Source organism: Paenibacillus rhizoplanae, from assembly GCF_042684125.1.
In the GTDB taxonomy this organism is placed as follows: Bacteria; Bacillota; Bacilli; order Paenibacillales; family Paenibacillaceae; genus Paenibacillus_AQ; species Paenibacillus_AQ rhizoplanae.
On sequence record NZ_JBHUKY010000031.1, the window covers coordinates 103877 to 126317 of the forward strand.

17 protein-coding genes are annotated in these 22441 nt (G+C 48.9%); 3 read left to right on the forward strand and 14 right to left on the reverse strand.

Translation table 11 applies throughout. The features are described from left to right. Nucleotides 1–65: 65 nt before the first annotated feature. The 3 genes from ACFSX3_RS17925 to ftsE are packed head-to-tail and all read right to left on the reverse strand — an operon-like array spanning nucleotide 66 to nucleotide 3025. On the reverse strand, nucleotides 66–1391 hold the full coding sequence (locus ACFSX3_RS17925; protein ID WP_209988773.1) for a murein hydrolase activator EnvC family protein: 1326 nt from the start codon (nucleotides 1389–1391) through the stop codon (nucleotides 66–68). A 43-nt stretch (nucleotides 1392–1434) separates the two neighbouring features. After that, a complete protein-coding gene (ftsX, locus tag ACFSX3_RS17930) occupies nucleotides 1435–2349 on the reverse strand; it encodes a permease-like cell division protein FtsX (RefSeq protein WP_209988776.1) in 915 nt (304 codons plus the stop codon). Further along, entirely contained in the window at nucleotides 2339–3025 is a 687-nt protein-coding gene (gene ftsE, locus ACFSX3_RS17935) for a cell division ATP-binding protein FtsE (protein ID WP_036694710.1), read from the reverse strand. Before ftsE ends, ftsX begins: the two co-directional genes overlap by 11 nt. Before the next feature lie 188 nt (nucleotides 3026–3213). On the opposite strand from ftsE, the gene ACFSX3_RS17940 reads away from it, so the two are divergent. After that, on the forward strand, nucleotides 3214–4641 hold the full coding sequence (locus ACFSX3_RS17940; protein ID WP_209988779.1) for a VanW family protein: 1428 nt from the start codon (nucleotides 3214–3216) through the stop codon (nucleotides 4639–4641). 96 nt (nucleotides 4642–4737) lie between these two features. On the opposite strand, the gene ACFSX3_RS17945 is transcribed toward ACFSX3_RS17940, so the two are convergent. The 8 genes from ACFSX3_RS17945 to ACFSX3_RS17980 all read right to left on the reverse strand — a co-directional run bounded on the left by ACFSX3_RS17945 (nucleotide 4738) and on the right by ACFSX3_RS17980 (nucleotide 13195). Further along, on the reverse strand, nucleotides 4738–5340 hold the full coding sequence (locus ACFSX3_RS17945) for a DL-endopeptidase inhibitor IseA family protein (RefSeq protein WP_209988782.1): 603 nt from the start codon (nucleotides 5338–5340) through the stop codon (nucleotides 4738–4740). Nucleotides 5341–5535: 195 nt separating this feature from the next. Next, nucleotides 5536–6120 carry a type 4a pilus biogenesis protein PilO gene (gene pilO, locus ACFSX3_RS17950; protein ID WP_209988785.1) on the reverse strand — a complete coding sequence of 195 codons (585 nt, stop codon included), beginning with the start codon at nucleotides 6118–6120 and terminating at the stop codon, nucleotides 5536–5538. After that, nucleotides 6104–7735: a pilus assembly protein PilM gene (gene pilM / locus ACFSX3_RS17955; protein WP_209988788.1), complete on the reverse strand. Its 1632-nt coding sequence runs from the start codon at nucleotides 7733–7735 to the stop codon at nucleotides 6104–6106. Before pilM ends, pilO begins: the two co-directional genes overlap by 17 nt. Before the next feature lie 15 nt (nucleotides 7736–7750). After that, nucleotides 7751–8500 carry a prepilin peptidase gene (locus tag ACFSX3_RS17960; RefSeq protein WP_209988792.1) on the reverse strand — a complete coding sequence of 250 codons (750 nt, stop codon included), beginning with the start codon at nucleotides 8498–8500 and terminating at the stop codon, nucleotides 7751–7753. A 121-nt stretch (nucleotides 8501–8621) separates the two neighbouring features. After that, a complete protein-coding gene (locus ACFSX3_RS17965) occupies nucleotides 8622–9101 on the reverse strand; it encodes a type II secretion system protein (RefSeq protein WP_209988795.1) in 480 nt (159 codons plus the stop codon). 131 nt (nucleotides 9102–9232) lie between these two features. After that, complete coding sequence (locus ACFSX3_RS17970; RefSeq protein WP_209988798.1) at nucleotides 9233–10438, reverse strand: type II secretion system F family protein; 1206 nt, start codon at nucleotides 10436–10438, stop codon at nucleotides 9233–9235. Continuing rightward, nucleotides 10438–11487, reverse strand: a complete 1050-nt coding sequence (locus ACFSX3_RS17975; protein ID WP_209988801.1) for a type IV pilus twitching motility protein PilT — start codon at nucleotides 11485–11487, stop codon at nucleotides 10438–10440. The genes ACFSX3_RS17970 and ACFSX3_RS17975 overlap by 1 nt, the downstream gene beginning before the upstream one ends. A gap of 43 nt (nucleotides 11488–11530) precedes the next feature. After that, complete coding sequence (locus tag ACFSX3_RS17980) at nucleotides 11531–13195, reverse strand: GspE/PulE family protein (protein WP_209988806.1); 1665 nt, start codon at nucleotides 13193–13195, stop codon at nucleotides 11531–11533. A 359-nt stretch (nucleotides 13196–13554) separates the two neighbouring features. Between ACFSX3_RS17980 and ACFSX3_RS17985 the strand changes: the two genes are divergently transcribed. Next, the gene (locus ACFSX3_RS17985; protein ID WP_209988810.1) at nucleotides 13555–18315 is read left to right on the forward strand and encodes a DUF5057 domain-containing protein; all 4761 of its coding nucleotides are present in this window, start codon (nucleotides 13555–13557) and stop codon (nucleotides 18313–18315) included. A gap of 86 nt (nucleotides 18316–18401) precedes the next feature. Here the strand turns inward: ACFSX3_RS17985 and ACFSX3_RS17990 are convergent, their stop codons facing one another. The 3 genes from ACFSX3_RS17990 to ACFSX3_RS18000 are packed head-to-tail and all read right to left on the reverse strand — an operon-like array spanning nucleotide 18402 to nucleotide 21312. After that, nucleotides 18402–20195: a hypothetical protein gene (locus ACFSX3_RS17990; protein ID WP_209988813.1), complete on the reverse strand. Its 1794-nt coding sequence runs from the start codon at nucleotides 20193–20195 to the stop codon at nucleotides 18402–18404. 12 nt (nucleotides 20196–20207) lie between these two features. Beyond that, entirely contained in the window at nucleotides 20208–20750 is a 543-nt protein-coding gene (locus ACFSX3_RS17995) for a PilW family protein (RefSeq protein ID WP_209988816.1), read from the reverse strand. After that, nucleotides 20734–21312 (reverse strand): prepilin-type N-terminal cleavage/methylation domain-containing protein, encoded by a 579-nt coding sequence (locus ACFSX3_RS18000; RefSeq protein WP_209988820.1) that lies wholly within the window; start codon nucleotides 21310–21312, stop codon nucleotides 20734–20736. Before ACFSX3_RS18000 ends, ACFSX3_RS17995 begins: the two co-directional genes overlap by 17 nt. Before the next feature lie 264 nt (nucleotides 21313–21576). Between ACFSX3_RS18000 and ACFSX3_RS18005 the strand changes: the two genes are divergently transcribed. Further along, on the forward strand, nucleotides 21577–22362 hold the full coding sequence (locus tag ACFSX3_RS18005; RefSeq protein ID WP_209988823.1) for an alpha/beta hydrolase: 786 nt from the start codon (nucleotides 21577–21579) through the stop codon (nucleotides 22360–22362). Nucleotides 22363–22441 lie beyond the last annotated feature (79 nt).

Sequence of the window (22441 nt, forward strand, 5' to 3'; positions counted from 1 at the left end):
TTCCTGCGGAAAGCTTTCAGGCGGACGCTACCGCTCCTTCAGTTCCAAAATTCCGCTCCGTCCGCTTACAGATAAGGCATAGGATTCACCGGTTTCCCGTTGATCCGCACTTCAAAATGTAGATGCGGGCCGGTTGAACGTCCCGTTGAGCCGGATTCCGCAATCGTCTGTCCGCGCTCCACCCGATCTCCCTCGTTCACTCTAATGCCGCCTTCGCGGATGTGACCGTACAGCGTCCATACCCCGCCGCCATGGTCAATAATGACACAGTAACCATAGCCGCTATACCAGCGTGCTACCAAAACAGTACCGGAATCCGCCGCATGGATACTCGTGCCCTGCGGCACGGCAAAGTCCACGCCGGTATGCAGCTTGCCGACTTCATGCGTCACCGGATGGGTCCGGTAGCCAAAAGGAGAAGAGATCCGCGCGTAGCCAACCGGCCGCAGGTAAGGACCATCGCCGCCGGAATATTCTTCCACGCTAGCAACAGAGGAGCTGTCGCCGCCTCCAGACCTGGAGGCCTTCGCGGCCTTGGCAGCTTCGGCCGCCTTGGCTGCGGCTACTGCCGCCCGGCGCTGCGCCTCAGCCTTCGCGGCTGCTGCTCTGCGCGCTGCTTCCTCCGCCTTAATCTTGTCCTTCTGCGCTTCCAGCGCAGAGCGGCTGCTGGCCAGCTCTACCAGCTTGGCATCCTGTTCAGCAGAGATGACCTCCGAATTCTGAATCTCCTCATCATAATAAGCGATGAGCTCCTGCTTCTCCGCTTCCTTCTCCTTCAGCATACTGCGCTGGGATTCCAGATCGGTATACAGCTGCTTCGCCGTCGCATATTGCCCTTCCAGCTCCTGCTTCTTGGAAATCACCGTCTGCTTGTCCAGCTTATGCTGTACCAGCAGATCCTGATCCTGATCCACGATCATCTTCAGGGAATCGGCCCGGTCCAGGAAGTCGGAGAAGCTGGTCGAGGACAGCAGCACATCCAGATAGGAGACTGCGCCATCTGTGTACATGAGACGGACACGGGATTCCAGCAGCTTTTCGCGGGAGGCCACACGCGCCTCAGCATCATCCAGCTCCGTTGCCGTCACGGTAAGCGACTTCTCCGTGCTGGCAATTTTGCCGGATATCGTGGTCATCTCGCCCTTTACCTGTGCAATCTGCCCCAGGACATAGTCCAGATTCAGCGTGGTCTTATTCTTATAATGCTTCGCCTCCTGATTGCGGGAGTCCGCCTTATCCTGCGCCGCCTTGGCCGCCTGGACCTCCTGCTGCAGCTGCTTCAGCTGCTTGTCAATTTCGGCAACGCTTGTTTTCTTCGCATATCCGTCAGAGGGCCCGAACATTGTGACAGCCAGCAATATTACGGCCATTCCGGCAGCAATCTTCTTCAACTTGCACTCTCCGTCCTTTGTTCAAATATAAGAATGATACAGGCTATACCTTCAAGAACTTGCGGATCGACACCGTGCTGCCCCATACGCCAATCAGTACACCGAGGCCCACCAGCAGACCGCATAGCAGCAACCAGATATTTTCAAACGGAATCAACTGCAGCCCCAGCATCGGATCTCCCTTCACAGAAGACACCAGACTGCTGTAACCGGCGTAGAGCGCGACCGAGGTTACCACTGAACCAATCAATCCGATCAGAGCACCTTCGATAAAAAAGGGCCAGCGGATGAAATAATTCGTCGCGCCTACGAGCTTCATAATGCCGATTTCCTTGCGGCGGGCGAGGATCGTTACCCGGATGGTATTCGAGATCAGGAACATCGACATCAGCGCCAGTCCCGCTACAAAAATAAACCCGATATTGCGCACCGCCTTGGTCACCTTGAATAAAGTCTCCACAGAGCCTTTGCCGTAGTTCACCTTGTAGATCGGCTGCTCTTCATGCGTCTTGTTCAGTGCTTCTATCTTCTCCGCTACAAACGGAACCGTGGTCGGCTCTATCACTTCAACGAGCAGCTTGTCCGGCAGCGGATTATTGTCTTTATCGAATCCTTCCAGGAGCTCGGCGGCATCCGGCCCCATATCTTCACGGAATTCCTTCAAGCCCTGTTCTTTGGAGACGAACTCCACCTTGCTGACTTCCGGCATATTGCCGATTTCGTTTTCCAGCTTCTCCCGCATCTTCTGGTCCGTATTCAGCGTCAGATGCACATTGATCTGCACCTGGCTGTCTGCTTTGTCCGCTACCTGATTGACATTGAGCACCAGCAGAATGAACACTCCGAGTACGAAGAGAGAGACAACGATGGAAGTGATGGACGCCACCGACATCCAGCCGTTGCGGAATACGTTTTTGAAGCCTTCCCGCAAATGCCGCAAGAAGGTTTTAAAACTCATAACCGTATTCCCCTCTCAATTGGTCTCTGACGATCGTTCCATTCTCAATCGCAAGCACCCGTTTGCGCATTTTGTTCACAATATCCCGGTTGTGGGTCGCCATAACGATCGTGGTACCGCGAAAATTAATCTCATCCAGCAGCTGCATAATGCCCCACGAGGTCTCCGGGTCCAGATTGCCGGTAGGCTCGTCCGCAATAATAACGGCAGGGTTGTTGACGATAGCTCTGGCAATCGCGATCCGCTGCTGCTCTCCCCCTGAGAGCTGTGAGGGCTCCCGCCCCGCCTTGCTGCGCAGTCCCACCAGATCGAGCACTTCATTTACACGCTTCTTGATAATCTTCTTCGGCGCCTCAATAACATCCATCGCAAAAGCCACATTCTCATACGCTGTCATCTTCGGCAGCAGCCGGAAATCCTGAAAGACCACACCGATATTACGGCGCACATAAGGGATCTTGCGGGGCTTCAGCTTGCCGATATTGAACCCGCCTACGGAGATCTGTCCTTTGGTTGGCGTTTCTTCTCTATAAATTAATTTCATGAACGTCGATTTACCTGCACCGGACGGTCCGACAATGTAGACGAACTCATTGCGGTCGATTTTGACGGATATTCCCTGCAATGCATGGGTCCCGTTGGCATAGGTCTTCCATACATCCTGCATCTCAATCATTTTCTCACTTCCCGATTCTGACATCTTCCGCCGGGCCACTGGCCGGGGGAGCTTCCATAAACTGCATGATTATCGCAGGCGTATCTATTGTAACAAATCCACAACCCCTTGAGTACCCGAAAGTTTTACCGAATCCTTACATATACATAAAAATATCAGGTTTCGCCCCATAGAAGGAGAGATTACTTATGAAAAAAATACACGCCGCTCTCATCGCGGGTTTCGGTCTGATGCTGGCTGGCTCGCTGGCTGCCGGAGGGCTTCATCTATACGGCACCCAGCCTACCCTGCCCGCAAATACCGCTATCGCAGGCTGGGAGGTTGGCGGAATGAACATCGCTGAGGTAAAGGCCGGAATGGATTCAAGACTTCAGGCGCTGGAAGCTACTCCACTCGTGATGAAGGCAAAAAATAATGCCGGACTCCAGGTTACCCTTAAGCAGGCAGGTGTGACCTATGAAGCCGGGAACTTCCTCCAGGCGCTGAAGACGTTGACGGACGGCACGCTGATGGAGCGGGTACAAGCCCGGCGCAGCTGGTCCGGCAGCTGGAATATGGAGATTCAGCTGCAGACTGCACAGCTTAAGAGTCTCTTGAATCCCGAATGGGAAAAAGCGTCCTTCGGCGTTCCGGTCGATGCGGTCCGGCGGATCACCGGAGATGACCAGGTCGTATATACGCCAGGGACATCCTCTTATGAGGTGGACTGGCAGGCGCTGGAGCTTGCGATGCAGGCAGCGGTGCCCACCCGATTGGCCGCTGACGGCACACTTCAGGATAAGCAGATTCAGCTGGAGGTCCCCCTTGCTGTCAAGCAGCCGAAGATCACGCTACAGGCGCTCAAGGATCAGGGCATCGATCGCAAAATCGTCCAGTTCAGCACCTCCCTCGGGGCCAGTGGCCCCGGACGCAGCTTCAATGTTGAGGCCGCCGCCAAAGCCGTGAACGGCACGGTGCTGCCGCCGAATGCGGTTTTTGATTACGGAAAAGCAATCCAGAAGGCCCAGACCGAATACGGCTTCCGCGAAGCCCCGGTCATCGTGAACGGCAAGCTCCAGCCCGGCACGGGCGGGGGGATCTGCCAGGTCTCCAGCACCCTGTATAATGCCGCGCTGCGCTCCGGGCTTGAGATTGTAGAGCGGCGCAACCACTCGCTTCCGGTCAGCTATCTGCCGAAGGGGCAGGATGCCACTTTTGCCGAGGGGTATATTAATTTCCGCTTCCGCAACAACACCGGCAAATATCTGATCATCAAATCCGAAGTCCAGGGGCGCACGCTGACCATCAAGCTGTTCGGCACGTTCCCGAAGAACGTCAACTATTCCATTGAATCCAGAACCGTCGAGGTGCTGCCCCCCACGGATAAATATGTGAGCGATGCCTCGCTCCCCAAGGGCGGAACCCGGGTACTGCTTGCCGGCAAAACCGGCTATGTAGTTGAAACTTACATTACCCGCCATGTGGATGGTGCAGCGGTAGAGAGAAATCTACTCTCCCGCGATACCTATTACGCCCAGAAACGTATCATCGCCATCAACCGCGGCGGGATGAGCCAATCCGCTCAGCCTGATTCCCCGCGCAGACAGCTCGTTGAGGACGGAGTGAAGGGACGGTAACGCCCGGGCAAACAGAAACGGCTGCGCTCACCTTGTGACAAGGTCGGCACAGCCGTTATTTATGAAGCGTTAGTCGAAGCCTGAAGCCGCTGCTGCTTAGAAAAGAGTATCCGGTGACATATCAATTCTCCAGTAGCCGCTTACCTTCTTCAGCTTCACTGTCACTACTTCGGAAGACCCGTTCGGCCCTTCCGCAGGTACAGTCAGTTCGAACACTGCCGCCTGTGCAGTCTTGGAGACCATCCGTGCAGTCGCTCTAGTGAAATCCAGCGAGTTACCCAGATCGGCATTGACCTGCGCCATTCTGCCCTCGTGCTCCAGGAACTGTGTCTGTGCGTAGAAAGCCGCCGCATTATGCGTGAATCCCTTCTTGATGTAGCTCATCAGCTGCTGCTTCGAACCCAGATCACTGGACAGATAGCGGTACTCCTGTGCTTTATAAGTGAACAGCTCGGGGCTGAATACATTGCCTCCCCGGCTGGCATACGTATATAGCTTCTTGGCATGAACCACCAGCGGAACAACGCTCCGTTCAGTGAGATTGTTAATGGTAGCCGGCCCTTCCTTGCCCGGTGCAGACGCCGCAACCGTTCTTACGCCCTCAATACTTGCCACCGGTGAAGCCGCAAGCGCTCCGCCCCCTGCAGAGACAAGACCCAGTGATAATGCCAGTGAACCGATCATCCATTTTTTGTTCATCTTGAACGCCTCCTCATATTCCTGTGTGGTAGCCTGAAGCCTACTTCAGACTAAGCTGCTGCGATAAGTACTCTATAACATTACAATAGCCCGTAACCTGTAATACCCAAACCACCCCGGGGTGTAAACGGGTAATGGGGGAAAAGCGTAAAAAAACTCTGCCCTCCATGTAAATGGGGGGCAGAGTTGGGGGGATTATTCAACGGTATTCAATGGCTTCTCATAGTATGCTGTGAAAGTAATACTGGCTGAAATCATATTTTTGGAATTACTAGAGTGCTGGAAGCTGAATGAGTCCACATTTATAATACGCGGCAGAAGCTGTAATGCATTCATCCAGCTCAGGACATTGCTATAAGTCCCTTCTACCAGTGCATCCATCTTCACTGTTTTTACTGCCGGAAATGCAGCTTCGGAAGAACTCGTCATAGCCTGAGCTGGGTTGTTGTCCTCCAACGCGAAGCCGATATCCTTCAATCTGGCATTGGTCATTGTTCCAATAGTTTGTAAGTCAACAATTAACTGCTCACTATTGTCTCCGCGTGGAAGCTTGGCTAGAAGCTCATCCTGCGCACCATTATCAGCCGTTGAACTATCGAACTCTTGTATTTTGTTCTCCATGAGCCGGTTCTGTTGTTCCAACTGCGACATCTCTGATTCCTGCTCTGCAACCTTACTAGTTGTAGGTTGAAATCCTAACAAGAAGAAAGCGAACAATAGCAGAAACAAAACAAGAACCCCTAGCACAATTGGCGAACGATATTTATTGATTTGTTCCATGCTCATCCGCCTCCCCGGGGTTTGTAGATGCAGCGGATTTTTGCAGCCGATCTTTGGCCAAGTTAACATGATAATTCGCTGTATAGTAGCTTTTTAGAGTAGCAGGAGATTGTAGGTTGCCAGATAAATCTCCTTCAGACAACTTTTGAACAAGGACGTCTACAGTGAAGGACATTTTACGCAATTCAGCCAGATATTTGGCTGCGTCTTCCATTTTGGACAGCTTCACTGTTAGGTCAATAGAATCCTGGAACGTATAGCCAATGCTATTAAACGCCGCCCCTTGCGGAAGACCAGATGCAAGCTCGTTTAATATAGGAACGATATTCTGTTTATACTTTAGAATCTCTTCAACAGCAGTCTTACGATCCAGCTTACCTGTACCTACATTGTTAGCCTTGGCGAGTTCCAGCTGAAGTAGTTCACCCCGGTCCTTCAGACCCTGAATCTGCTCAGACTGATTGCTAATCTGTCCCTTATTGGCTGTATAAAAGATCCCGGTCCCTACCATACCCAGCAGCCAAATGCCAACAAGTGCAATGACCAGATAAGGAAACAGCATGGCTTCGCGATCTTCACGTGGCAAAAGATTAATATGCTTTCCGCCATAGCCTAATGCGGCTCCGGTGGCTATCCGGTAGCTGTTCAACTGTTGATCTTGGCTTCTCGCCGCGCTGGCCTCAAGCTGGTCCAGGTTCAGAGGAATGATCTCCTGCTCAGCTAAGGACTGGCTCAGCTCCTCATGAAGTTGACCGCGTATACCAGGTGTTCCTGTAATCAAGATATTGCTAATTCGTGTACTTCCGTCATGAAGACTATACTGGTAGAAATTCAGCATCCGTGAGATTTCCGCCGTAATCTCCAGCATCTGCTCAGGCGACAAATGCTCCTCTGCACTCTCATACGCAGCAGCTACCTCTGATCTGTATGAGATCTCTTCTCGCCCAGACACAGCCATCGGTTCTGCCCTACCTGCTTGAAGATCAGCGACATTAATGGTTCGGATGAAGACAGGGTTTCCCTCACGAAACATATAGATATCCAACAGTGAATGCTCCAGATGGATCAGCATCGTCTCTGCAAAGGTTTGATCTTGATTTAACATAATACTTCGGGCTAATGCTGTTGCAGAAATTTCGATACTATTCACCCGCAGTCCCGCAGCTTCCAAGATATCGATATAATCCTGAATCGGCTTGCGCGGTGCTGCAAATACCAGCAGGTGGCTCTGGTCTTCATCAACACTAGTAGTTACATAGTCATATACCGGATTTTCAAAAGGCAGATGCAGCCCTGTCTCCACTTCAAGCTTCACAAGCTGCTCCAGTTGCTTCTCATTTGTGCTGGGAATACTCATTTTACGGATTATGATTTGAGCAGGCGGGATGGCTAAGGATACCTTAGATCCGCGAAGGCCTTGTTTCTTAACCCAGGGCTTAAGAATATCCAGCAGCGACTCCCCGTCAGCGATCTGATTCTCGACGATTATACCCGGATGTAACGGAAGAACCTTTTTCTTGCGTACTTCCCATGTTTTATTCTTCTTCAAGCTGACGCAGCGAATAGCGGATTCCTCTATGGAAATCCCGACTGCATGTTGACCTAATCCCATCATCCGATGATGTTCCCCCTAACCGATAAACGAAAGATATGCGCTGATGATGTTTGGGCCGAACAGGAATGAGAGGAGTGTGCCCAGAGCCAGGAAAGGACCGAACGGTACAGGCTGCCTGCGCTGGATAGTGCCGGAGAGCCGCAAAATGCCGCCAACAGCTGCCCCCAGTGAGCAGGCTATTAGAAATGCCAAAATAACATTCGGCCAGCCTATAACCCAGCCCAGTAGTGCAAAAAGTTTAACATCCCCGATTCCCATACCTCCGAACAGGGCCAGTAGAAACAGAACCCCTCCACCGCTTAAAGCACCAAGCAAGTGATGCCATAGTGGGGCATTTGCCATAAAAGGAACCAAAAGCAGGAAGAGTGGTGCAAAAAATAGCAGGACTTTATCCGGAATTAGCATATATCGGATATCAGAGACCGTAATAGCAACCGATAAGCAGACTAGCAACATTCCAGTAACACCTTCAAACGTAAGACCGAATTTCAGATACATCACCAGAAACAATACTCCCGTTATTGCTTCTCCAAACGGATATACAGGCGACACCCGGGTACCACAATGCCGGCACTTCCCTCGTGCTAATAAATAGCTGAGAACCGGGATTAGATCCATTGTCTTAAGCCTTGCACGGCATTTAGGACATTTCGATGGCGGATGCAGCAAAGACTCTCCTGCAGGAATCCGCAAACCTACTACGTTTAAGAAAGATCCGAGCGTCAGGCCTAGCAGCGTAATATAAATTGCGATAAATGTAGTCATGGTTGATGGTTGTCCCTTTCAGGGATTTTAAAAAAGGAACCGGAATGGTTCCGATTCCAAATAAAAGTGAATCTTTTCTAATACCCTTAATAAAGCATTTATTATAGAATTCTTTTGAAATTTATGACTTAGGTGGAGTTGTAGTTGGTGCTGGTTTCGATTTCAACACTTCTTCAGCGGTATAATTTTTGGTGACAGTGGAAGCAGTTAGAACTACAGCACTTCCAGAGGTCGAATTAGTTAGTTTGCCGTTAGCATCGAAATTGACTGTAACCGCAGTCAAGGGTTCCTTTGAGCTTGGTAGATATGTAGGACTTTCTAGATAACCTTTACTTTGAAGATCTGCCAATAGAATAGAATTAGCGTTTGAAAAATCACCCGCATTTTCTCCGATAACATACATACGAACCGCATTATATATCTGATTTGCACTCGCAACGTCAGAATCATTTTTTGAATTTTTGATAATTCCTCCGATCATCGGCACCGCAATAACCGCAATAATCCCCAAAATAACAATAACCGCCAATAACTCAATCAGCGTAAACCCCTTCTGATTCTCTTCCTTGCTAAGTCTTCTCTTCATTGCCTGTGCTAACATTTCGTGTCCCCCTTGAAATTAGTTGTGTGTGAAATCAAATCCTGTATTGCAACTTTCCCGATGGCTAGCTTCGGCCTTCGCGCCGTATGTCCGACGTCACCCCTCTCAATATGTTCAAGGAACCGCAAGATTCACATATTACCGTACAGGCTGAACATCGGCAGCATAATAGCTGCTACAATTACCCCAACTATTCCTGCCAGGAAGGCTATCAAAAGTGGCTCCAGCAATGATTTCAAGCGGTCCACTGTATTCTCCACATCCATCTCATAGAAATCAGCGACCTTTGATAACATCGTATCCAGGGCCCCCGTCTCTTCACCAATTGCTATCATCTGGGTCACCAGCGGAGGAAACACCCATGCCTTCTTAAGCGGATCAGAGAGTGGTTTTCCTTGCCTTAGCGAGTCACCCGCACTGCGTATATAACGCCCAACCACCTTATTCCCCGCCACCTCCTCTACGATTGCCAGGGATTGAAGAATAGGTACTGAGCTGGCATAGAGCGATGAGAAAGTCCGGGTAAACTGTGCAATAGAACCTTTCTGATTGAGCTTACCGAAAACGGGCACTTTCAGCTTCGCATAATCGATTGCATATGCACCTTTCTCGGTTCGTTTGGTTATTTGATAAGCAACTACCAAGAGAAGTACTCCTAATATCCAGTAATACCACTGGCCTTGGATACTCTTGCTGAGAGCCAGGACCATCTTAGTAATAGCAGGAAGCTCTGCATTCATTGATTCAAACATAGTGACAAACTGTGGAACAATTGCCCATAGCAGATAAATAACAGCTCCTACAGCCATAACTCCGACTGTAATCGGGTAAGTCAGCGCGGATTTTATCTTTTCGGTGGTGGTATGCTGTTTCTCAAAAAAGACCGCCAACCGCTCCAGCGTCCCCTCCATATTCCCCGATTCTTCTCCGGCACGGATCATGCTGACAAACAAAGGCGGAAAAATCCGTTTGTGTTCCTGTACGGCCTGGGAGAATGAAATTCCCCTACGCAGACTGGAACCGACCTCCTGAAGAGCCTTACGCAGCGGTTTACTATCCGTCTGCTCGGCTAGAATCCGTGTAGCATCTACGATGGATACTCCAGCCCTCATTAGCGTAGCGAATTGACGGCAGTAAATAATAAAGTGAATCGTCTTAACAGGATTTCCTATGTAAATATCTATCTGTAGAAGGGAGGTTTTGCGTTCGATCAGTGAGAATACGGTAAGACCACGCTTACGAAGCTCGTCCATGGCAGCTGGTTTATCCGTAGCGGTAAGCTTACCCTTGATTGGTCTGCCTGCCGGTGTCTTAACCTGGTACTCAAATAATGCCATTAGCCGTTCACCTCGTTCATATAGGCTTTGGCTGCTGAAGGAGTGATGAGCCCTTCTGCCAGATATTCACGGATGTTCATCTCCAGTGTGTGCATCCCCAGCGCCCTGCTGGTCTGCATGACGTTCTTCAGTTGGTGTGTCTTCTCCGTTCTAATCAAATTAGCAACAGCCGGTGTATTCACCAGTATCTCCGTTGCACATACCCGCCCCCGGCCTGTGGCTCTTGGGAATAGACGCTGGCTGACTACGGCTAGCATCACTGAAGCCAGCTGCGAACGAATCTGATTCTGCTGATGGCCTGGAAAAGCATCGATAATCCGGTCTATCGTCTGTGGTGCATCCGTTGTATGTAGAGTTGCCAGTACCAGATGCCCAGTCTCAGCCGCAGTAACGGCTGCCGAGATCGTCTCCAGATCACGCATTTCACCGACCAGGATAACATCTGGATCCTGCCGCAATGCCGCCCGCAGACCGCTGGCGAAGCTGTGGGTGTCACTCCCGACTTCACGTTGATCCACTAAGCACTTACCATGGCTGTGCAAAAACTCAATGGGATCCTCCAGCGTTACGATATGCTTGCTCTCCGATTGGTTGATAGAATGAATCATTGCTGCCAGTGTGGAGGACTTGCCGCTGCCCGTAGGGCCTGTCACCAGGATCAGACCTTGCGGCTTCTTGGCCAAGCTCTCCAAAATGAGCGGCATGGATAGTTGCTGTAGTGACGGGATCTCCGCAGGAATAGAACGGGCTGCAATGCTTACCCCGCTCCGCTGCCGGTACACATTGACCCTGTAACGTACTCCGTTATCCAGCGGATAAGAGAAGTCTATTTCTCCAGCCGTATTGAAAATACCGCTATTCCCTTCCCCCATAAGCACCTCTGCCATTGCCTGTGATTCCGCAGCCGTGACCAGGTCTCCTTCAACAGGGTGCAGGACTCCATCAATTCTGATTACAGGCGCAGACCCTACCGAGATGTGCAAATCCGAAGCTTTGGAGGTATAGGCCATATGGAGCAGTTGTATGATATTCCTCGTGAAAGTAGACATTGGCTATCCTCCTCAACGCATGATGAGATACATCAATTCTTGTTTATTGCGATACAGTCTCCCTCAAGACCTCTTGGAGTGTTGTAGTTCCCTGTGTAACCTTAAGAAAGCCATCCTCCATTAGTTGTACAAGCCCGCGTTGCCGGGCAGCAGCCTTCAATTCATCAACAGATGCCAGGTCGGTAATTAATTGCCGCATGTGGTCGTCTATCGTCAGGACCTCATGAATGGCAATTCGCCCACGATATCCTGTAGTGCTGCAACTCCCGCAGCCTCGTCCACGGTGCAGATAGTCTGTAGGCAGGCCGTATTTCCGCAACATGATCGCTTCCTGCTCTGACGGCTTGTACTTTTCTTTGCAGTCCGGGCAGATTTTACGTACAAGCCGCTGGGCAACTACTCCTATTAGGGAAGAGGCAATCAAATAAGGCTCAACTCCCATATCCCTAAGGCGTGAGATAGTACTAATAGCATCATTGGTGTGTAGTGTAGATAGAACAAGGTGCCCGGTTAACGATGCTCTGACAGCTATCTCTGCTGTTTCAGTATCACGTATTTCCCCGACCATAACGATATTGGGATCCTGCCGCAGAATCGATCGCAATCCTGCCGCAAAGGTGAGACCGACTGCAGCATTCACATGTACTTGGTTGACCCCTTCAAGCTGATACTCTACCGGGTCCTCGACTGTTATAATGTTCGTACTCTCCACGTTTAATTGGTTCAAGGCAGAGTATAAAGTCGTTGTTTTCCCGCTTCCCGTTGGCCCTGTAATCAACAAAATCCCGTATGGTCTGGCAATCATTTCTCTAAATACAGCAGCATTCGACTCACTGAAGCCAAGACTGTCTACGGATTTGACGCCAGTGCTGAGATCCAGCAACCGGAGCACGATTTTCTCTCCATGCATAGTCGGCAGGGACGATACACGGATATCAACCATTTTGTAATCAAATTGCATCTTGATGCGTCCGTCCTGCGGAAGCCTGCGCTCTGCTATGTTAAGCTTCGCCATAATCTTCAATCTCGCGGTGATAAAGCCCTGCATCTGTTTGGGAATTACACGTTCTGTCCGCAGTGTTCCATCGATCCGGTATCGGATGGAGAGGTTGTTCTCTCCCGGATCTACATGAATATCGGATGCGCGCAAGGCTACCGCCTGCTGAATCATCTGATTGACCAGCCGGACTATTGGTGAATCCTCATCCGTAATCTCGGTCTCTTCAATCTCTTCCTGAGTGGGCAACTCTACCATCATTTGGCTCATAGAATCACGCATACCATAATGACGGGCAATCGCTCGCTGTAACTCATCCCGGGTAGAGATAGCAGGTTCAATTCTGAATCCTGTACTCATCCGCAAATCTTCAATAGCAAAATAGTCCAGCGGATCAGCCATAGCGACCATCAGCTTACCTCCTTCCTTCATAAAGGGAAGCACTTGATAGCGTTTGGCCATGCTCTCCGGGATAATCTGTGTGATAGCCGGATCAATCTGATATTTGAACAAACTAACATGAGGTATACCAAGCTGGAATTCCAATACTTCGATTAATTGTTGTTCCGTAATGTAACCCTGCGAGATCAGCAAGTCACCAAGCTTTCGTTTGGTTTTGCGTTGTTCTGCCAGTGCTTCAGTCAGCTGCTCCTGAGAGATAATGCTGTTGTCTACCAACAGATCTCCAAGTCTTTTTTTTATGATTGGCACAGTAGCTCATCCCCAGCTCTCACTTATATTCCTCAATAGTCGAACTTCATAGCATTTAGCAGAAGTGGAAAGTAAATTTCCATTTTTCCGAAAAAACTCGAAATCTATCTTGACCGGGACTTTGCGTTTTACAGAAGTGATTTTCCGACAATCCATAGATTTTATAGTTCTAATTGCTTAAATTTAAGGTATCTTTTACATATGTTATTATTGCCTATGGAGGTAAATTGTCCTAGAATGATATATAGCACATAACTGTTTTTTTTACAATTATGATTTCCAATTGTTAGACAATTTTAGCGAAAGTTTCGATAAATCTACCAACCAATTATTTCACTTCTTATCGGGGGAGATGCTGAATGAAATTATTCCGGCGGAGAACATGGTTTTATTTCTCAGGGGTGATATTCGTTGCGCTGCTAATCGCTTTATGCATTCATTTTTTTGTTCTATCCGTCAATGCAGTTGATAGTACATATACGATCCGTATTCTGGAGATCACAGATCCCACCAGTACTGCAAGCTTAGAACTGGATGCCAATGACAAGTACCCCTTGAGTGAACTCGATAGTCTTCAAGGGTTAGAAAGCGTAGAGATTGATACAATGACTATGAAGCGCTTCGTATCTCTGCGTGATAATTGGGACGGTAAGTATGATGCCATTTACATCGGCAAGGGAGCTTTTAGTAAAAATCTCGTAAACAGTAACAGCAATTCTACCCAAGACGAGCGCAAGTCGGCACATAAGACTATCAATGTTGAGAATGATATTACACGCCTCAAGGCCCAAGAGATCACCGATTACTATATTAACAAAGGCTTGAATGTTATTCTCCGTGAAGAGACATTCACTGAGCAGAAAGCAAAAGGTACTGAAGGTGTTCTGTACGAAACGTTCAATCCTTACCGCACTTCTACCCGCCCCAATGTAGTTTTTCTGAAGAACAAGAATGAACTCGATACTTTTACAACCGGGATTAAGAACGAAAGCTGGCCGCAAATGTCGACACTTAAACAACGGCCAAGACTAACCATTACTCATAAGCCGGACAGTTACAACAAAGGCTCTACAACCTTATATCAAGCCGGAGATACAATTGAATTCCCTATTAAACTTAATAATATCCCTGACTTAAGAACTAATACTGTACGCATCAAGCTTTATATAAATGTGGATTCCTCCCTGCCGATGACAGAGGAGACTGCGGTTGCCACCAAAGAAGTAACCTCAATTACCGATACCTTAAGCTACATTTTACCTTCCACCTTCTCCGGGCCTCTGTATTGGAGAATGGAAGTAAGTACATTAAGTGGACTGAAGGATTTCGACACCGGCAATATTCTCTACAAAGGCGTTAAGCGTGAGATCAAGGTGCTGCAGATAATGCCTGCCGGCAAGACTGATAGTAACTTGCTCAATACCAAAAACATGAAAGCAGCTTATCTTAAAAATCCTGATTACTATGAACTAACCATTACACCTCATGACATGACCTGGTTCAATAATTACATTGTCGAGCATACCAGTGCTGATGATAGAACCTCAGGACTTAACGGGAACTTTGACATGGTCGTATTTGGCTTCCTGGACATGTATGACCGGGCCACGACACCGATGCTATCCGAAGCGGCTGCCCGGGCAGTCAAGGCCTTCGCTGAAGAAACAAAGCAGAGTCTGATGCTGACGCACGATACCATTTTCCGTGAAAAGGATGCGCCTTACAAAGAGAGCGCCAATAATCTGAATTATTGGAGTTACTATTTCCATGACATGGTTGGACAAGCTCTACCACGGACTTATCTGGGCGGCAATGCGATTTACCCGTCCACTAAGGTAGTGCCCGTCAACCAGGGGCTAATGACGCAATACCCGTTCAACCTAGACAAGAGTGGAAGTAACTCCAGCCGGTACACCGTCGCTACGACACATGACCAGTTCTTCCCGCTTAACCTGGAACGGGCAGATGTCATCCCGTGGTACAACATCTCAGGTTCAGAACGGGATACGGATGATAGCTATAATCACTTTTATACCTATTCTGTCGGCAATATTACCTTCTCGGGAACGGGACACACTAGCACAGGCTTCCCGGACTGGGAGCAGATGTTATTCGTCAACACCATGTACCGTGCCTTCATCGGCGCCAACCATGCTCCGAAGATCACTGTGTATACACCACAGGATATGAGCACCAAGCCCTCTTATCATGACAAGTTAACGGTCAGCTATTCAGCTACCGACCTGGATCTCAAGGATAAAGAACTGATCACCGATATTACCCTTAGGAAATGGGTTGGCGACAAGCAGACAGGTAATTATGTACAGGTTGACGCTATGAACAAGAAGACAATTCTATCCGGTGAGACTGTCACCCATACCTTTGACAATCCCTTGCATGAGAAAGGCGAGCTGCAGATTGAAATAACGGCCAGGGACAAACAAGGCGCGCTCGACTCCAGGATCATTACCGTCAATGTGGAGAAGGTACAAGCGAATTTGTCTATTAGCAGGTCGTTATCCAAGAATAGGGTCGAGCGGGGAGAGTCGTTCACGATTACGTATAAAGTCATTCCCAAACCTATTCCAGTGCTTAGCATAGACCTGGCCTCCAAGGAGCCGGTTATCTCTGATGTCCAGTATTCCGAGGCCTTCCCGCCAAACCTTAAGTTCAGTGATCTGGCCGCAGGAGGATTCACCCAGAGCGGGGATGAAGTTTCCGGTATCACACTTACTAAGGGGCTGGGCAAGTTCACCTATAAGCTGTCGCCGGATGGATTGACTTATGTGCCTGACGCAGCCGAAGGGATCAGCTTTGAGATTACGGCCATCGCTACCGCGAAACAGGATTATACGCTGGACCATTCGAAAATATGTTACGTGGACCTTCATGCTGAGCAGGAGGAGTTGGCGTCTGCAATACCCGGTAGTACAGCCACGGCTACTGCAACCGCAACAGAGACACCTGCTGCAACAGTCAACCAGACGCCGGCGCCACCGCAGGACATCCGAATGCCCCCGCTTGGAATAGCTAAGGAATTCAGCCTATTCATTCGGGGGGACATTAACCGGACAGGCGGAATCGAAGGAACGATTGCTGCGGGGGGCAATGTCACGACTAGCAGCAGTGGCATTGCCAGCAGCTTCACCGGTGATCCGCATACGCTGGATGCGCTGGTCGTCGGAGGTAACCTGAATATCAGCAACGATTCCGTAAATGGTAATGTAATTGTGGGGGGAACTTCAACGATAGCAAGTAATGTGAAGATTCAAGGAGAGTTGAAGCCGGGTAATCCGATTGATTTTGCCGCAGAATTCAAGTACCTACAGGAACAATCCGACGCGCTTGCTGCCCTTCCTGACAATGGACAATCCATTCAATACAGTTGGGGTGGAACCTTGCTTAAGGGAACGCAAAATACTAATATCTTCACGATTAAAGGTCAAACTATTAAGAGTACGGTTGGAATTGATGTCCCCAAGGGATCGACCGTCATTCTGAATATTACGGGTGCTAGTACGACTATCCAGAACATGTCCTTTGAATTCTGCTCCAGTAACAGAACGATTGAGGATTACAAGGACGGTATGGGCAGTTGCACCGGTGCTGACAAATATTCAGGTAGTGAACTGGAACAGCAGCGCTCGAAGGTGATCTATAACTTTTACAATAAAACCAACGGTACTATAGATGCCTCAACCAAACTCACCGTCAATGGCATTGCCATGGAAGGGACCGTACTTGCTCCCCGGGCAGCCATTGAATTCAATAACGGGAGAGTCTATGGCAACATCATCGGCGCTTCCCTGAATGGGAACGGGAATCCCATGAATGTGAAATTCAGCGGAGAGACGGGACTGCCACAGCCTACATCACCTGCCGCTACACCAACTATAGCGCCAACGCCAACACCGACCGTTGCTTCAACGCCAAGCCCGACACCTGCGCCAGTCCTGGAGAGAACCACGCTGGATTTTGCAGAGTTATCGTTCACCGCATACGTCAAGATGACCGGCCTGACATTACAAGGGGCGACCATCCGGATCAACACCGAACTAAGTATGGACTTGCTGAAAAAAATCATGCCTAATGATGCAAACACTCCAGCACTCAAATGGGAGTCTCTGAATCCCGTGATTGCTACCATCTCTGATACAGGTGTGGTGTGGGGCGTTGCACCGGGGACAGTCACCATCCGGCTCACGGCTATTGATGCAGCAGGTCAAACCTTTACAGCGAATGCAAACGTCACTGTCAAAGCGCCCAAGCTCAGTATCAGCGGCCCTGATGCTTCCTATGTGGGCACCTCAACAAATTACTTGGCCAGCTATGATACCGTAGACGACACCGTAGATCATTATGAGTGGTCCATTAAAGAAGGCAGCAATACCGCAGCTGCAAGCCTAACCGTCGATCCTGCTTATCCGTTAAATGACCATGCGTCACTGCTGGCTCAGAGGTCCGGAAAGGTTACCCTGATCGCCATCGCAAAGACCAAGGCATTCAAAGGAGGTACACCTCCAGAGGAGGTTACGGTCACCTTTATCAATCCAGTTCAAACAATTAGCATAACTGGGCCAAATACAGTCAAAGTTAACGATAAAATTACTTTAAAAGTTGTTGTGCTTGATCCGTTGGAAGCAGACCCGGCCGATTATATTTGGACCTTAGAGGGTGACGGCCGCAACTATGCAACAATCATTGATCTTCCAGATACCAGTACTATAGAGCTAGCAGGCGTGAAAATTACGGAACAAGACAAGCCCGTAATTTTGAAAGCCACCTTGAAGGGAACGCCTGCTGATAAGCCCGTTGAAACTCATTACAAGGTAACTGTAGGGACCCGTCTGGAAGGTCTACGCTTGAGAGATCCTATAAGTATCAGAGTAGGCACCGAGCACAATTTGTTTATTAATGATCTTGATGTAGACCCTGCGTCCATGAAGCCCGAGATTAAGCTAGCTTGGAGCAGTAGTAATCCTGCTGTGGTCGGAATCACCCAGGAGGGAGTAATAACAGGCTTGATTAAGGGCTCCTCACGAATTACAGCAACTTCTATAGAAAACCCCCAGATCCAAGTGACCACTTTGGTCAATGTCATCAATGAAGACCGTTATTAAACAAACTTCAAAAGAAAACGGATGTCTCCCCTTTCGGAGATGACATCCGTTTTCTTTTTACTTCCTAGAATCTTAGACCTATTTAACTATTCTAACCTCAAATCTCCCACCCGAATATTCACAGCTTTGACGCGGGGAAGCCCCGCCTGCTGATCCGTAAATATCCGATCGTTGTAGATAGCCTTGAATCGGATTAAGCTATTATTGCCTTGTATGTTAATGTCCGAGTCTCCACGGAGTGCTGTGCCGCGAACTGCATTAATCGTTAAATCCCCCTTGGCAAAGAAGCCACCTATAAGGGAAAAGATAGACCCTACCCCGTACAACTGGGCATCAGAATCGGTATAAAAGAACGCAGCCAGTGGAGCGGGTTCTGTATTATCAAAAGCTGCGAGCCGGTTAATTAAAATCTGCCCCTGGGACATTAAGACCAATTCTTTCCCATTCAATCCTTCAATAAAGGCATCCTCTACAACTGTGGTGAAATCTTCTCCGCCGTTGGGGACATTTGATTCCTTCAGAGCAAAAATGGTGGAGTCAAACCGTACCTTCCCTCTGATCTGAACTTTACCCGTAACCAAAATATTGGCACGTATGTCAATGGGAGTTGGACCACCATAATTATCAATAGTTAAATTACCGTCAATAATGTACCAGTAATGCTTGGCATCGGGATAAGCTGAGCTTGTCTTTTGCGTGTAGTTGATCCCTGTCAGTTCTGTTCCATCTATTGTTAAGTCACCTGCATAAACTAGTGATTTCTTAGGATTAGTAAGAATATTAACCGCCTTAGCATATTCCTCTAGGGCCTGTATCCCTTCCTCTGTGGTATCTGCCGGATCTGGTTTAGGAGGCAGCACAGTATGATCAAATATAGCTTCATAATTGCTAGTAAGATAGGCAGCCAAACTGTGATTATTCATGTTGTCCAGAATAGATTGTCTACTGGCCCCAGTGCCTACAGCCTCCTGAACCTTATCAATAAAAGAGGATTTAACATTTACTTCTACAAAGCTGCGATGGCTTTTGATTTTCACTTTATCTGCTGAAATAATACTTGCTTCTGTAACCTCATTGCCCGTCAACTCCTTCCTGTCTTGTGCCTTATAAACGAGCTTGTCAAGAGATTGCACATGCGCCTCGCCGTCTAGCTCGAAGGGTGTAGATAAAAATGAACGTTGGTCCAAATACGTATAGTAAGCAGTATCGCTGATTTCCAGCCTATTCCCTGCATAGATGTTCCCTTTAATATAAGGCGATCCATTGATTATCAGATTGTTCTCTGAGCCCAGTGTATACTTCAGAAAATCAGGATAGGTATCAACTACCACATTTTGTTTTAATTTGCGCACCACTCCATTGACCTCCGCTTGAGCTGTGAGGGTCACGGTGTAGCTAACGGACTGCCCCTGCTCAGTGGTGATAGGTTCAGTAATATCTACTATGGTACCGATTGCCTTCCCCCCGTCGGACTGATGAAGGTCGGTGCTGGCAAATAGTGCACTAGGATTGCCAGTCTCCTCCGGGTTATTCATACTCTTGAGATTACTCAAGAAGCCCTTAATTGCAGCATCCACCTCTGCTTGGCTCATATCTACACTCGCCGCTACTCTTTTATTCAAACTAGATGTAATGTAGGCCACTGCTTCGTCCAATGTCTTCTCCGCCAGATGCAGGCTCTGCACATCATTCTTACGCGTCTCTGTACGCTGAGCGCCTCCAACGGCAGCAGTAAGCACACTCAACCCCAGAATGGTCAGGAGCAGCACAATAAACATAACCAGCACCAGGGCAGAACCCCGTTCTTCCCGGAAGCGTCTGGCGAATCCCTTCAGTCTCTCAATCCCCAATTGGCACAGTGACGGTCCAGCTCCAGGCATGACGGTGTCCTCCTAAAATCCAAATTTACTTTTCATTTCCATGGTGTAATCCCTGCCATCATACTTCTGAGCCAATTCGAGCGTAATTTCAATCAGTCCGCTATCACAAGGAGATGTACCGGTACAAAATCTTCCGTCAGGTGTCGCCGAAGAAATGAGTGAACCTGTCAGGTCTGATTTCACTGTTGTCCGGGAGTCATTAGAAGGCGCATCCGCTTCAGCAGCAATGACCAGTTTCCCCTGAGTGAAGGCGATCTTAACCACTTCAAGCGTAGAGTCGGTATCGCTTTTTTTCTTTTTTAGCAAAATTCCGTCATTAGTTCTCTCTACTCGCTCAGGAGCAAATATGTATAACTCATTTATAATCGAAGACATAATGATGTCTGCTTCATCTCTAAGTGAATTCTCAATAGTTATTTTATGATAGCTGCGGAATCCAAACATAGTCACCATGGAGATAATGCCCACTACCATTGAAAATATAGTTATGGCGGCGATCAGCTCAATCAGTGTGAAGCCCTGCTGCGATTTTAGGCACTCAACGTATCTTCTCATCAGTAATATAACCCTCCACTATCATGCTGGCTGTATTCGCACTCGGGCCGCCCGGGCCGGTGACCTCTACCTGTACAGGGATCAGATAAGGAGCCATTTCCTGTTTGCGGATGTCTCCCCCCCTCAGCATGTCCCGATACAACTCTGCTTGGTACGTTATCTTCACCTGATAGAGAATATTATTAATTACCGGATTCAGCACTTCAGGCAGCACCGCCGAATTAATGAAATCATCATTGTTATACATACAAGAAGTACTTGTACACTGCTTTGCTTCAATACTAGGGTGTGCAGCGTTGGGGCTTGTATCATTTACATTGAAATATTTGCTCATCGCTTCAAAATCCTGCTTCTCCATATAAAACAAAGCGTTCCGCGCCAGATTGACCATGATCGTCTTGTTCTGGTTGGATTTGGAGTAGGATAGCGCGTGGGTGAAGTAGGAGGTCAGCACCAGGGACACTATCGACAAAATGACGATGGCGGCCAGCACCTCGATCAAGGTGAAGCCCGCTTCCTTGCCCCGCTCGCGGCTGCGGTTCCATGGGTCTTTCCAGGACATTGTGTTCGCTCCCTATACTCTATTGGATTCAATTATGGATAGTTCCCGCGCAGCAGAATATTGGCTTCTCTCACCCGCTGGTCGGAGTACATCCATGTCTTCAGTCCTGTGTCCTTGCGTATTTCTATGAATCTTTCTACCTACTTCCATTATATTCTTTCTCCTCCGGCAGCAGCAATGCTTGCGGACAATAAATCTGGAGAAATCTACAATTTATATCAGGTGGGGGCTGTGCTATCATGTGGGCAGAAAGGGGATACGTAAATGGCTTTGATTGAATGTAAATTTTATTCGGAGGTGCTGGGGCTCAGTACTTCGATGACTGTCATTCTGCCGCAGCAGACCACTACGCAGATCGGAATGAGCAATGTCTCCAAAGGGACCTTACACCCCACCCTGTACCTGCTGCACGGCCTGTCTGATGATGATTCGATCTGGCTCCGCCGGACTTCGATTGAGCGTTATGTGGCGGAGATGGGTATCGCCGTAGTTATGCCGCAGGTACACCGCAGCTTCTACACGGATATGAAGGCAGGCGGACAGTATTGGACGTTTATCAGTGAGGAATTACCGGCGCTGGCCCGTTCCTTCTTCCCCCTGTCTCCAAAACGTGAGGATAACTTCGTAGCAGGGCTGTCGATGGGCGGTTATGGGGCGATGAAGCTGGGGCTGCGCAAGCCTGAGAACTGGGCTGCTGCGGCGAGTCTGTCGGGAGCACTCGATATGGCGCATAATTACTTGAACTTTGAAGATTCAGCACAGAAATCCAAGGATTATCTGCAGGTTTTTGGAGACAAGGACATTACAGGCACTCCAGAAGACCTGCTGTGGCTGCTTCAGGAGGTTAACCGCTCCAAAGGGCCGAAGCCGCTGCTCTATCAGTGCTGTGGCACCGAGGATTTCCTCTATGAGGACAATCAGGTCTTCCGTAAGGCCTGCGCCAAGACCAAGCTGTCTCTAACTTATGAGGAGGGGCCGGGCCAGCATGAGTGGGGGTATTGGGATACCAAGATCCGCGATGTGCTGAAGTGGCTGCCGCTAAGCAAGTAGAATCTTCCAGATTGTAAGCGGATACGGATCATTCCCGTAAGCTTCTACTGGGGTGCGGAGAATATAACCTTATTATCGC

What these genes read in the sequence shown, in the direction of transcription:
- ACFSX3_RS17985 (WP_209988810.1), top strand. Translation starts at nt 13,555, where the DNA reads ATGAAATTATTCCGGCGGAGAACATGGTTTTATTTCTCAGGGGTGATA.
- pilM (WP_209988788.1), bottom strand. Translation starts at nt 7,735, where the DNA reads ATGATGGGATTAGGTCAACATGCAGTCGGGATTTCCATAGAGGAATCC.
- ACFSX3_RS18000 (WP_209988820.1), bottom strand. Translation starts at nt 21,312, where the DNA reads ATGTCCTGGAAAGACCCATGGAACCGCAGCCGCGAGCGGGGCAAGGAA.
- ACFSX3_RS17990 (WP_209988813.1), bottom strand. Translation starts at nt 20,195, where the DNA reads ATGCCTGGAGCTGGACCGTCACTGTGCCAATTGGGGATTGAGAGACTG.
- ACFSX3_RS17945 (WP_209988782.1), bottom strand. Translation starts at nt 5,340, where the DNA reads ATGAACAAAAAATGGATGATCGGTTCACTGGCATTATCACTGGGTCTT.
- ACFSX3_RS17975 (WP_209988801.1), bottom strand. Translation starts at nt 11,487, where the DNA reads ATGTCTACTTTCACGAGGAATATCATACAACTGCTCCATATGGCCTAT.
- ACFSX3_RS17970 (WP_209988798.1), bottom strand. Translation starts at nt 10,438, where the DNA reads ATGGCATTATTTGAGTACCAGGTTAAGACACCGGCAGGCAGACCAATC.
- ftsX (WP_209988776.1), bottom strand. Translation starts at nt 2,349, where the DNA reads ATGAGTTTTAAAACCTTCTTGCGGCATTTGCGGGAAGGCTTCAAAAAC.
- pilO (WP_209988785.1), bottom strand. Translation starts at nt 6,120, where the DNA reads ATGGAACAAATCAATAAATATCGTTCGCCAATTGTGCTAGGGGTTCTT.
- ACFSX3_RS17965 (WP_209988795.1), bottom strand. Translation starts at nt 9,101, where the DNA reads ATGTTAGCACAGGCAATGAAGAGAAGACTTAGCAAGGAAGAGAATCAG.
- ftsE (WP_036694710.1), bottom strand. Translation starts at nt 3,025, where the DNA reads ATGATTGAGATGCAGGATGTATGGAAGACCTATGCCAACGGGACCCAT.
- ACFSX3_RS17960 (WP_209988792.1), bottom strand. Translation starts at nt 8,500, where the DNA reads ATGACTACATTTATCGCAATTTATATTACGCTGCTAGGCCTGACGCTC.
- ACFSX3_RS17940 (WP_209988779.1), top strand. Translation starts at nt 3,214, where the DNA reads ATGAAAAAAATACACGCCGCTCTCATCGCGGGTTTCGGTCTGATGCTG.
- ACFSX3_RS17995 (WP_209988816.1), bottom strand. Translation starts at nt 20,750, where the DNA reads ATGAGAAGATACGTTGAGTGCCTAAAATCGCAGCAGGGCTTCACACTG.
- ACFSX3_RS18005 (WP_209988823.1), top strand. Translation starts at nt 21,577, where the DNA reads ATGGCTTTGATTGAATGTAAATTTTATTCGGAGGTGCTGGGGCTCAGT.